We start from the raw sequence: 11386 nt of genomic DNA on the forward strand, positions 1-11386 counted from the left end.
AATTATATCTATGCCATGCAAGAAGTAGAGATCGAGAAATGACCTTTCCCATTTCAAAAGTAAGATTTAATCGAGTACTTTGCAATACATTATATTCCATATAACCACCGATATTAACAATTGCTTTGATTGAAATTTCACCAATAGGTGGTAAATCTTTTTTAACAGCTTTTCCAGGAAAAAGAGGACCTGGATGAATAATAATTTCTCCAATGTTATTAGCATTCCCTAAGCAGGCATCAATGGCCACAACAAATGGTTTTTCAGAAGAACTGTAGAGCGTATTAGTAGTCTCCTCTAAATTCAACGCATGGAGTGGGCTGTCCAATGTTCCAACGATTTCAAAAGGAAAAGAGTTAAGCTGTGTTAAAAATGACCCAGTCATTGGACCTAAGGCATCGCCAGTTGAACGGTCTGTCCCTATACAACAAAAAACAAGGTTTTGATGATCAAAAGGTATATATTCTAAAAAGTGGTTGCTTAATCGCCAAATAACTCCTGTTTCTTTATAATAGATAGTGGAAGCTTGAGGAGCAACATTAATTTTATTCATATATAAACTCGCTTTCTTTTTTAAAGTTAGTATATGCATGGAAGAAAATATTTATTCAGTAGGGTGGAGATGCAATGAATGGCACATATAAAAAAATTGAAGGCTACATATTAAATGAGGAGAACTGGATAAACCTAGGTCTAACATGTATCAAGATTCTCTTTATTTTTATTTTGGCAGCTGTCGTTATAAAAGTAGGGAAATCAATTGTAAGAAGAGTGTTCGCTGTTAAGCTGAAGAGTCCGCTTAGATATTCAGAAAGAAGACATAATACGCTCATAAAGCTGTTAGAAAACATTCTAACTTATGCTGTTTACTTCACAGCAGTGCTTGCAATTTTATCTACATTTAATATTGATGTGAGAGGTTTAATCGCTGGTGCTGGAGTTATAGGCTTAGCGATAGGGTTCGGTGCACAGAGTCTAGTTAAAGATGTTATTACAGGTTTCTTTATCGTATTTGAAGACCAGTTTGCAGTTGGAGATGAAGTCCAAATTGGAACATTTAGAGGAATAGTAGAAGAAATAGGACTACGTACAACGAAGGTGCGAAGTTATGTAGGGGAAATGTATATTATACCTAACGGGACAATATCTAATGTCGTTAACTATTCTGTGTTCAATACTATTGTTACTATTGATATTAAAGTATCATATGAATCGGACATAGATGCAGTAGAGAATATGTTAAAGGGATTTTTAGAAAATCTAAATTTAAAATATGAAGAGCTTGTTAAAGTACCGGAAATTTTAGGGGTACAAGAGATATCCTCAGATGATTTGGTGCTTAGAATTGGAGTAGAGACGATCCCTATGATGCAAGATGACATTGCTAGAAGAATTAGAAGAGATCTTAAAGAATTTTTAGAGCAATCTGGGGTGGATATTCCGTATCCAATCGTCGTACGTAATGCGAAAAATAATGAGTAGGTGAGAGTAAATGGAAAGAAAAAAATTTCAGCTAAATGATATTGTAGAGATGAAGAAGCAACATCCTTGTGGAACAAATCGTTGGAAAATAATACGCATAGGGGCAGATATACGAATTAAATGTGAAGGCTGTCAGCATAGTGTCATGATTCCACGTATAGAATTCGAGAAGAAAATGAAAAAAGTGCTTGTACAAGCTGAGACAGAGTAAAGATAGACTTTTACTGTCAAAATCAATATAATAGACAGGTTAAAGGGAATACGTGAAGTAAGAAAATTGAAGGGTTGTGACATATATGGCATTAACAGCAGGAATTGTTGGATTACCAAATGTAGGTAAATCCACGTTATTTAATGCAATAACAAAAGCAGGGGCTTTAGCTGCAAACTATCCATTTGCAACAATAGATCCTAACGTAGGGATTGTTGAAGTACCGGATGCTCGTTTAGATAAACTGACAGAATTAGTAGTACCAAAGAAAACAGTGCCAACTGCATTTGAGTTTACTGATATTGCTGGAATAGTAGCAGGAGCAAGTAAAGGTGAAGGACTTGGCAATAAGTTTCTTGCTCATATTCGTGAGGTAGATGCAATTTGTCAGGTTGTACGATGCTTCCAGGATGACAATATCACGCATGTAGCTGGAAAGGTAGATCCAATTTCTGATATAGAAGTTATTAATTTGGAGCTAATTTTAGCGGATTTGGAAAGCGTAGATAAACGTTTAGCTAGAGTTGCTAAGATGGCTAAACAAAAAGACAAAGAAGCAATGGTAGAAGAGCCTATATTGACTCGTTTAAAAGAAGCATTTGAAGAAGGTAAATCTGGTCGCTCTGTAGATTTTACAGAAGAAGAGCTTCGTGTTGTAAAAGGCCTTCACTTATTAACGATCAAGCCAATGCTTTATGTAGCAAATGTTTCTGAGGATGACATTATGGAATCTGAAGATAATGAGTACGTTCAAAAAGTGCGTGCATTTGCTGCAGAAGAAGGTGCGCAGGTTATAGTTGTATGTGCGAAAATCGAAGAAGAGATGGCTGCTCTAGAGGACGATGAAAAGCAAATGTTCTTGGAGGAGCTAGGAATTCAAGAATCTGGTTTAGATCAGCTTATCAAAGCATCCTATTCTTTACTTGGACTAGCTACTTACTTTACAGCGGGAGTGCAAGAAGTTCGTGCTTGGACATTCCGTAAGGGTATGAAGGCTCCTCAATGTGCGGGTGTCATTCACTCCGACTTTGAAAAAGGATTTATCCGTGCTGAGACGGTTGCTTACGACGATTTAGTTTCAGCAGGTTCAATGTCTGCTGCTAAAGAAGCAGGTAAGGTACGTTTAGAAGGTAAAGAGTATATTGTACAAGACGGGGACGTTATGTTGTTCCGTTTCAACGTTTAATATCGAAAGACCGGTTTGCATTATGCAGACCGGTCTTTTTTAATTACATATAATATTGGAAGAGTAGGATCGTCTTTTATTAAACTATCGTTAGGGATTTTCCTTAATTCTTTATACATAGCAAAGTCTCCCGCTGCACCAGCAATAAGCCAGGCGCCAAGTAAGACTAATATGGGAGATTCCATAATGTAACCTATGATAACAGGTAATATTCCTGTCATCCAAAATGGGAGCAGTAAAGCCTTTTTCATTGATCGATTGGGAATGGGGAGGGAAGTAGTTGCATAAGCAACCCCTAATTTAAGATTCACACCATAGTCCATTTTGTTCCACGGGACCTTACCGAATAACCAAAAGCCAAGTAGATGGAATGCTTCGTGTAAAACTATTAAAAGTATAAAACCAAGGAATGTTAACAAAAGACCTAAAAGAGTAATGCTTATTTCATATTCTCTATAAATAAAACCATAGAGAACTAGACCTAATATAGAAAAGAGAATAGTCATCCATAGGCTATGCCAAGCTACCTTCTTTATATCAATTTCAATAGTAGCAAGAATGGACTCATTTTTTTCCATTCCAATTCCCCCTTTACACGATTATAGACAAATATTTGAAATAAGACAATCAATCCTTGATATAAGTAAAAGTGTATGATACAATAAACCGATGTGAGTAATAGCATTACTTGCTCCTTGTCGGCTGACAACAGTTCGACCAAAGACCATAGGGAGGTGTAAATAGATGAGAAAGTACGAATTAATGTACATTATCCAACCAGCAATCGAAGAAGATGCGAAAAAAGCTCTAGTTGAGCGTTTTAACGAAATCTTAACTTCAAATGGTGCTGAGATCATCGAAGCTAAAGAGTGGGGTAAACGCCGCTTAGCGTACGAAATCAATGACTTACGTGAAGGTTTCTACCAAATCGTTAAAGTAAACGCTGATTCTCAAGCAATCGATGAATACATTCGTTTAGCTAACATCAATGAAGACATTATCCGTCACATTGCTGTTCGTATGGACGATAAATAATAACAATCGACGATGAATGCTGAACGAGGGAGGTTATTAACTGATGATTAACCGTGTCGTATTAGTTGGAAGACTAACAAAAGATCCGGAACTTCGATATACACCGAGTGGAGTAGCAATGGCTAGATTTACACTTGCTGTAAATCGTACATTCTCTAATCAACAAGGTGAAAGAGAAGCTGATTTTATCAACTGTGTCGTCTGGAGAAAACAAGCAGAAAACACAGCCAATTTCTTGAAAAAAGGAAGTTTGGCAGGTGTAGAAGGCAGAATTCAGACGGGTAGTTATGAAGGACAAGATGGTAAGCGTGTATATACGACGGATGTTGTCGCAGACAGCGTTCAGTTCTTAGAACCACGTGGAGGCTCTGGAGATCGTGGCCAAGGTGGACAATCATATGGTGGCGGACAACAGAATTCTAATCCAACATATCAGCAAAACCAACCAATGAATCAGCAAAACTATACGCGTGTAGATGAAGATCCATTTGGAAATAGTAGCGGTCCGATAGAAGTATCCGATGACGACTTACCATTCTAAAATTTTCTCGCACGTTTTACTTTAATCGAAAAGGAGGCAACCTATTATGGCACCACGTCGCGGAGGCAAAAGACGCCGTAAAGTTTGTTACTTCACTGCTAACAACATCACACACATCGATTATAAAGATGTAGATTTGTTGAAAAAATTCGTGTCAGAACGTGGGAAAATTCTTCCACGTCGTGTGACAGGAACTAGCGCGAAGTACCAACGCAAGTTAACACGAGCTATCAAAGTATCTCGTATCATGGCTTTACTACCATTCTCTTCTGAAGAGAGATAAGTATATATGAAGGACCGGGAAACCGGTCTTTTTTTGTTGTCTTTTTTTTGTAGAGAACGGTAATAACTTAACTTTTATAGTATGATCTCGTAAGCGGGTCATATTCCTATGGTTCAAATAGGAACAACAGAACTTAGACGTATAGAACTGGCAGCGACCTTGAGAAAGAATAAGCTAGACCAGAATAGCTATTACAAGATATCGTTAGCATAATATTAGTTTTTCGATTAACTCATTTGAAATAGAAAATTTGGAGAAAAATATGATTGTATTTGTTCATTTCAAAGCATATAGAAGACTTTATTTTTCCTTGCTTGGTCGTATACTAAATAAAAAGGAATTATGAGGTTGACTCGAATAATATAAACTATACAAGAATTATTTACTAAAACCTTCCATAGTACATTTCACCTAATCAGTGTGGTAACGTGTAATTTTAGTTGTATAGCAAAATCTGTTACAATGGATAGATGATTATAAAAAAGGAAGGTCGATCATGCAAAAGAATCAGTCAAGCTATTTAACGTTTGGATCTTTAATGATTGCACTATTTGCTATTTTGATAGCAATGTCCGTGTATGTTCCAATACTAACAATTATCACGTCCCTAATAGCGCCTTTACCTTTAGCTTGGTATAGTGCCAAGTTTGAAAGAAAAGAGTCTTTACTTGTTACAGTTATAGCAGTTATTATAACTTTTATTATTGGAGGTATAGTAGGTGTTACTCTTGGTTTAATAGTAGGTCCAGTTGGTTTTCTAATAGGAGATTCTTTACGAAGAAAGCAGACAAAGCTATATATGCTAATGGCCACAGGAATATTTGTACTACTCATGACAGCGGCTCAGTATATAGTTTCTATCTTAGTATTAAATATTAACCTAATAGAGCAATTTTTAGAGGGTATTAAAATATCCTATGAACAAGTCGGTAATTTACTGGAATCAGCTAATCAAAAACCAGAAACCTATGATGAGATGGTTAGGCAGTTTTTAATTGTCCTAGAAGCCTTAGCGCCAACATACTTTATTTTTCTTATGTTTGTAACGGCATTTATCTATATTGCTGTGAACTTGCCTATTTTAAAGAAATTAAAAGTACCAGTTCCAAAATTTCCTAAATACATGTATTTTAAATTACCTAAAGCGGTGTTGTGGTATTATTTAGTTGTAGCTATTATATCCTTAGTTACTACATTTGAGGTAGGTACCTTTAGCTATATGCTTATCATAAATGCTACATTCATTTTAAGGGCATTATTATTCTTACAAGGTGTATCCCTGATTCAATATTATTTTCATATTCAGGGTTGGCCAAAATGGAGTGCTATTTTAGCCACCTTCTTAGCAATTCCGCTCTATACGTTTACTATTATCCTAGGTGTGTTAGATTTAGGATTTAATTTGCGAGCATATTTAAAAGACAGATACAAGAAATAAGGAGCTGATTCAGTGGCGTCTTTTTTTAGAAAACGACCAATACGATATCCAATAATATTATTTATGTTCTTAGGTGGCGTGGCATCCTATTTGCTTCTATCTGACAACCTGTTAGTTGGATTATTATTTGCGCTGTTAGTTATTGGCGTATTCATATATGCATGGATTATCGAGCAACGTGTTTATGAAGAAACAGAAAGGCATATCGAGACACTTTCCTACAGGATGAAGAAGGTAGGAGAAGAAGCCTTGCTTGAAATGCCAATTGGGATTATTCTCATCAACGATCAGCATGTTGTGGAATGGGCCAATCCGTATATGACACAGCAACTACCCTTCGACACAATTATAGGGGAAGAGTTGCTTTCCATATCCTCTGATTTTCAGCAGCTACTAAAGCAAGATGATTCTAAGGAAATGGTTATCTCTTTAGACGATCATAATTATAAGGTGTTTTATAAAGCAGAGGAAAAACTTCTATACTTCTTTGATATTACGGAGCAAATAGAAATGGAATCCCTCTATTATGGTGATCGTACAGTTATCGGTGTATTATTCATTGATAACTATGATGAGATATCACAGGGAATGGATGACCAAACAAGAGGGCAGTTAAACAGCCTTGTTACCTCGTGTGTAAATAATTGGGGTGCCAAGTATGGTATATACGTTAAAAGAATATCCTCTGATCGTTTTTTAGCTGTTTTTAATGAATCCATATTAATGGAGCTAGAGAAAAGTAAGTTCTCCATTTTAGATGATATTAGAGAAACCACCTCTAAATTTGGTTTTTCTTTAACTTTAAGTGTAGGAGTAGGGGCAGGTTCTACTTCTCTAGTAGAATTAGGAGCACTTGCACAATCCAGCTTAGATTTAGTTTTAGGACGTGGTGGAGATCAAGTAGCCATCAAACATCCTAGTGGAAAGGTAAAATTCTATGGAGGCAAAACAAATCCAGTAGAAAAGCGGACGCGCGTGAGAGCCAGAGTTATCTCCCATGCATTGAAGGACCTCATACAGGATAGTGACCAAGTAATCGTGATGGGACATAAGTTCCCAGATATGGATGCCATCGGTGCAGCAGTTGGTGTAAGGAAAATGGCCGAAATGAACAAGATAAATGGTTATGTTGTAATTGATTTCAATGAGCTAGACAAGAGTGTCCTTCGCTTAATGGAGGAAATTAAGGAAAAACCAGAGCTATATAATCGATTCATTAGTGCTGAAGAAGCGATTAACAAAATGACAGAGAAAACACTACTAGTAATAGTGGACACACACAAACCAAGTATGGTTATAGATGAAAAGGTATTACAAAAAGCAGAGAAAGTGGTAGTGATCGACCACCATCGTCGTGGAGAAGAGTTTATCACTAATACGATGCTTGTATACATGGAGCCATATGCTTCCTCCACATCAGAATTAGTAACAGAGCTTATAGAGTACCAGCCGAAAAACGAGAAAATTAACATGCTAGAGGCGACTTCAATGCTAGCAGGTATAATAGTCGATACGAAGAGTTTTACGCTCCGGACAGGGGCTAGAACGTTCGAGGCAGCCTCTTACTTAAGAACTCATGGTGCAGACACCATATTAGTACAACGCCTCCTAAAAGAGGATTTAGATACGTATATTGAACGTTCAAAAATTGTGCAAAATGTTCACTTTTTAAAGGATGGAATCGCAATAGCTTACGGTGATGAGAATACGATTTATAGTCAAGTGTTACTCGCCCAAACAGCAGATATTTTGCTAACTATGAATAATGTTTCTGCTTCCTTTGTAGTAGGTAGAAGAAGTGATACTTCCGTAGCAATAAGCGCTAGGTCGCTAGGAGAAGTAAATGTTCAAGTAATCATGGAAAAATTAGACGGTGGAGGCCATTTAACAAATGCAGCCTCTCAGATAGCCGGTATCACTGTTCCAGAAGCTATCAATCGATTAAATGCAGCTATATTAGAAACAATTGAAGGAGGAAATGAAGAATGAAAGTAGTATTTTTAAAAGATGTTAAAGGTAAAGGTAAAAAAGGTGAAATTAAGAATGTAGCAGATGGTTATGCACATAACTATTTACTTAAAAATAAACTTGCAGTAGAAGCAAATTCTGCTGCTATCAGTGCTCTAGAAGGGCAAAAGAAGAAATCAGAAAAAGAAGCTGCTGAAGAACTAGCAGAAGCAAAAAAATTAAAAGAAACTTTAGAGCAACTAACTGTTGAACTAAAAGCAAAATCAGGGAATGATGGTCGACTATTTGGATCAGTGACAACGAAACAAATTGCCGCACAACTAGAGAAAACTAACGGAATTAAAATAGATAAACGTAAAATGGAACTAGATGATGCAATTCGTGCTCTAGGATACACAAATGTACCAGTAAAACTACATCAAGAGGTAGTAGCTACTTTGAAGGTACACGTATCTGAAGAAGCGTAAGGAGAGAATTCTATGAGCGATCCATTATTGGACCGTGTACCGCCGCATAATCAAGAAGCAGAGCAATCTGTTCTTGGAGCCATATTTTTAGAACCACAAGCATTAATAACAGCCGCAGAGATTGTCATGCCTGAGGATTTCTATCGGGTAGCTCATCAAAAAATCTTTCAGACAATGCTTCGTCTGAGTGATCAGGGAAAAGCAATTGATGTTGTAACAGTCACAGAAGAACTTTCTTCTAAGAAGGAATTAGAAGATGTCGGTGGTATCTCCTATATTAGTGAAATAGCAAATGCCGTGCCTACCGCAGCTAACATCGGACATTACGCTAAAATAGTAGAGGAAAAGTCTATACTCCGTCGTCTTATTCGCGTGGCAACGACAATTGTAGAGGATGGCTTTACTCGCGAAGATGAGGTAGAAGCTCTTCTTTCCGAAGCAGAAAGAAAAATGATGGAAGTTGCCAATCGTAAAAATGCAGGTGACTTCAAACACATTAAAGATGTGTTAGTAGAGACGTATGACAATATCGAAAAGCTACACACAAGAAAAGGTGACGTTACCGGTATTCCTACTGGCTTCCGAGATTTAGATCGCATAACAGCAGGATTTCAGCGCAATGACCTTATTATTGTTGCTGCTCGTCCTTCGGTAGGGAAAACAGCCTTCGCTTTGAACGTAGCACAAAACGTAGCAACTAAAACAGATGAAAACGTCGCTATCTTTAGTCTAGAGATGGGTGCAGAACAGTTAGTTATGCGTATGCTGTGTGCTGAGGGTAATATTGACGCTCAAGTGTTAAGAACAGGTGCGTTGACTACAGAAGACTGGCGCAAGCTGACGATGGCTATGGGTAGTTTATCAAATGCAGGAATCTATATAGATGATACACCGGGTATCCGGGTAAATGAAATAAGAGCAAAATGTAGACGATTAAAGCAGGAGTCAGGCTTAGGCATGATTCTAATTGATTACTTACAGTTAATTCAAGGGAGCGGTGGAAGTCAGGCAAACCGTCAACAAGAGGTATCCGAGATTTCTCGTTCATTAAAGGGGCTTGCCCGTGAATTGAAAGTTCCTGTTATTGCTCTATCGCAGCTTTCCCGTGGTGTTGAGCAACGTCAAGATAAGAGGCCAATGATGTCCGATTTACGTGAGTCTGGTTCTATTGAGCAAGATGCCGATATTGTTTCCTTCCTGTATCGAGAAGATTACTACGATAAGGAAACAGAAAATCAGAACATGATTGAGATTATTATTGCTAAGCAACGTAACGGTCCGACTGGTACAGTTACTCTAGCATTTGTAAAAGAATTTAATAAATTTGTGAATATTGATTGGAGTCAACATCAAGCTCCTCCAGCATAAAAACACGAACGAATTGATTATTTAAACATCAATTCGTTCGTGTTTTTTACTTAAGTTGGTTGACTATGGTAAAAATGATTGGTACAATTACACTGATTTTTAATCAGGACGAAATGTCTGACGGAGGTGTTGGCAATGCCATCAGTAGTTGTAGTAGGGACCCAATGGGGAGACGAAGGAAAAGGTAAAATTACTGACTTTTTATCAGAACACTCAGAAGTAATTGCACGTTACCAAGGTGGTAATAATGCAGGACATACAATTATTTTCGGAGGAGAGACCTATAAGCTACATCTCATTCCTTCCGGTATTTTCTATAAGGACAAGATTTCAGTTATTGGAAATGGCATGGTTGTTGACCCACGAGCATTAGTAAAAGAACTTAAAGGGCTGCATGATCGCGGTGTAACGACTGAAAACTTACGTATTTCTAATCGTGCCCACGTAATCCTTCCTTATCATATAAAGCAAGATGAAGTAGAGGAAGCTCGCCGAGGAGCAAGAAAAATTGGCACAACAGGTAAAGGAATTGGTCCTGCCTATATGGACAAGGCTGCTCGAGTAGGTATACGTATAGCAGATCTTTTAGATTATGAAGTGTTTAAGGAAAAATTAGAGCATAACCTAGAAGAAAAAAATCGTATGTTTGAGAAGTTTTATGAAACAGAAGGATTTACAGTAGAAGAAATTTTAGAAGAATTCTACAGTTACGGCCAAGAAATTGAGCAGTATGTAACGGACACCTCTAAGGTACTTAATGATGCATTAGACGAGGGCAGACGCGTACTTTTTGAAGGAGCTCAAGGCGTAATGTTGGATATTGACCAAGGAACGTATCCTTTTGTCACTTCTTCTAACCCAGTGGCTGGTGGAGTAACGATTGGAGCAGGAGTAGGTCCAACAAAAATTTCGCATGTGGTAGGAGTATGTAAAGCATACACTTCGCGTGTGGGAGATGGACCATTTCCTACTGAACTCTTTGACGAAGTAGGGAATCAAATCAGAGAAGTAGGAAAAGAGTATGGGACTACAACAGGTAGGCCACGTCGTATCGGATGGTTTGATACAGTGGTAATCCGCCATGCGCAAAGAGTAAGTGGATTAACGGATTTAACAGTGAATTCAATTGATGTTTTAACTGGATTAAAAACAGTTAAAATTTGCACAGCCTACGAATATAAAGGAGAGCTTATCACAGAATATCCAGCAAACCTGCGTATGCTTGCTGAATGTAAGCCAGTATATGAGGAATTACCAGGTTGGAGTGAGGATATCACTAAGTGTAAATCACACGATGAATTACCAGACACCGCAAGACATTACTTAGAACGCATTTCTCAATTAACAGGAGTTCCTATCTCTATTTTCTCTGTAGGACCGGATCGTACACAAACAAACGTTATTTCA

At 37.6% G+C, this 11386-nt stretch carries 13 protein-coding genes; 11 read left to right on the forward strand and 2 right to left on the reverse strand.

What is annotated here, in order from left to right; all coding sequences use genetic code 11:
* A partial coding sequence (gene yyaC / locus AC06OU_RS04490; protein ID WP_475854247.1) for a spore protease YyaC occupies window positions 1-553 on the reverse strand: 553 nt, incomplete at its 3' end.
* Between the two features lie 74 nt (window positions 554-627).
* On the opposite strand from yyaC, the gene AC06OU_RS04495 reads away from it, so the two are divergent.
* The 3 genes from AC06OU_RS04495 (at window position 628) to ychF (ending at window position 2879) form a co-directional block, all read left to right on the forward strand.
* Complete coding sequence (locus tag AC06OU_RS04495; protein WP_475854248.1) at window positions 628-1482, forward strand: mechanosensitive ion channel family protein; 855 nt, start codon at window positions 628-630, stop codon at window positions 1480-1482.
* Window positions 1483-1492: 10 nt separating this feature from the next.
* Window positions 1493-1693: a DUF951 domain-containing protein gene (locus AC06OU_RS04500; RefSeq protein WP_169359818.1), complete on the forward strand. Its 201-nt coding sequence runs from the start codon at window positions 1493-1495 to the stop codon at window positions 1691-1693.
* Window positions 1694-1778: 85 nt separating this feature from the next.
* On the forward strand, window positions 1779-2879 hold the full coding sequence (gene ychF, locus AC06OU_RS04505) for a redox-regulated ATPase YchF (RefSeq protein ID WP_169359817.1): 1101 nt from the start codon (window positions 1779-1781) through the stop codon (window positions 2877-2879).
* 20 nt (window positions 2880-2899) lie between these two features.
* On the opposite strand, the gene AC06OU_RS04510 is transcribed toward ychF, so the two are convergent.
* Entirely contained in the window at window positions 2900-3457 is a 558-nt protein-coding gene (locus tag AC06OU_RS04510; protein WP_475854250.1) for a DUF3267 domain-containing protein, read from the reverse strand.
* A gap of 166 nt (window positions 3458-3623) precedes the next feature.
* Here AC06OU_RS04510 and rpsF point away from each other — a divergent pair, with 166 nt between their 5' ends.
* From rpsF to AC06OU_RS04550, 8 genes are all read left to right on the forward strand, one after another.
* Window positions 3624-3914 carry a 30S ribosomal protein S6 gene (gene rpsF, locus AC06OU_RS04515; RefSeq protein WP_169359815.1) on the forward strand — a complete coding sequence of 97 codons (291 nt, stop codon included), beginning with the start codon at window positions 3624-3626 and terminating at the stop codon, window positions 3912-3914.
* A gap of 43 nt (window positions 3915-3957) precedes the next feature.
* Window positions 3958-4455 carry a single-stranded DNA-binding protein gene (gene ssb, locus AC06OU_RS04520; RefSeq protein ID WP_475854252.1) on the forward strand — a complete coding sequence of 166 codons (498 nt, stop codon included), beginning with the start codon at window positions 3958-3960 and terminating at the stop codon, window positions 4453-4455.
* A 46-nt stretch (window positions 4456-4501) separates the two neighbouring features.
* Window positions 4502-4738, forward strand: coding sequence for a 30S ribosomal protein S18 (rpsR, locus tag AC06OU_RS04525; RefSeq protein WP_142540806.1), 237 nt, complete (start codon window positions 4502-4504; stop codon window positions 4736-4738).
* 496 nt (window positions 4739-5234) lie between these two features.
* Window positions 5235-6176 carry a YybS family protein gene (locus AC06OU_RS04530; RefSeq protein WP_475854253.1) on the forward strand — a complete coding sequence of 314 codons (942 nt, stop codon included), beginning with the start codon at window positions 5235-5237 and terminating at the stop codon, window positions 6174-6176.
* A 12-nt stretch (window positions 6177-6188) separates the two neighbouring features.
* Window positions 6189-8165, forward strand: coding sequence for a DHH family phosphoesterase (locus AC06OU_RS04535; protein ID WP_475854255.1), 1977 nt, complete (start codon window positions 6189-6191; stop codon window positions 8163-8165).
* Window positions 8162-8611, forward strand: a complete 450-nt coding sequence (gene rplI / locus AC06OU_RS04540; RefSeq protein ID WP_169359811.1) for a 50S ribosomal protein L9 — start codon at window positions 8162-8164, stop codon at window positions 8609-8611. Before AC06OU_RS04535 ends, rplI begins: the two co-directional genes overlap by 4 nt.
* A 12-nt stretch (window positions 8612-8623) precedes the next feature.
* On the forward strand, window positions 8624-9979 hold the full coding sequence (gene dnaB, locus AC06OU_RS04545) for a replicative DNA helicase (RefSeq protein WP_144540259.1): 1356 nt from the start codon (window positions 8624-8626) through the stop codon (window positions 9977-9979).
* Window positions 9980-10114: 135 nt separating this feature from the next.
* On the forward strand, window positions 10115-11386 hold a 1272-nt coding region (locus AC06OU_RS04550; RefSeq protein WP_475854256.1), incomplete at its 3' end, for an adenylosuccinate synthase.

The sequence above is a fragment of the Psychrobacillus sp. genome, from assembly GCF_056205495.1.

Excerpts from the sequence above, each read along its gene's own strand:
- AC06OU_RS04495 (WP_475854248.1), top strand. The coding sequence starts at position 628 with ATGAATGGCACATATAAAAAAATTGAAGGCTACATATTAAATGAGGAG.
- AC06OU_RS04500 (WP_169359818.1), top strand. The coding sequence starts at position 1,493 with ATGGAAAGAAAAAAATTTCAGCTAAATGATATTGTAGAGATGAAGAAG.
- ychF (WP_169359817.1), top strand. The coding sequence starts at position 1,779 with ATGGCATTAACAGCAGGAATTGTTGGATTACCAAATGTAGGTAAATCC.
- AC06OU_RS04510 (WP_475854250.1), bottom strand. The coding sequence starts at position 3,457 with ATGGAAAAAAATGAGTCCATTCTTGCTACTATTGAAATTGATATAAAG.
- rpsF (WP_169359815.1), top strand. The coding sequence starts at position 3,624 with ATGAGAAAGTACGAATTAATGTACATTATCCAACCAGCAATCGAAGAA.
- ssb (WP_475854252.1), top strand. The coding sequence starts at position 3,958 with ATGATTAACCGTGTCGTATTAGTTGGAAGACTAACAAAAGATCCGGAA.
- rpsR (WP_142540806.1), top strand. The coding sequence starts at position 4,502 with ATGGCACCACGTCGCGGAGGCAAAAGACGCCGTAAAGTTTGTTACTTC.
- AC06OU_RS04530 (WP_475854253.1), top strand. The coding sequence starts at position 5,235 with ATGCAAAAGAATCAGTCAAGCTATTTAACGTTTGGATCTTTAATGATT.
- rplI (WP_169359811.1), top strand. The coding sequence starts at position 8,162 with ATGAAAGTAGTATTTTTAAAAGATGTTAAAGGTAAAGGTAAAAAAGGT.
- dnaB (WP_144540259.1), top strand. The coding sequence starts at position 8,624 with ATGAGCGATCCATTATTGGACCGTGTACCGCCGCATAATCAAGAAGCA.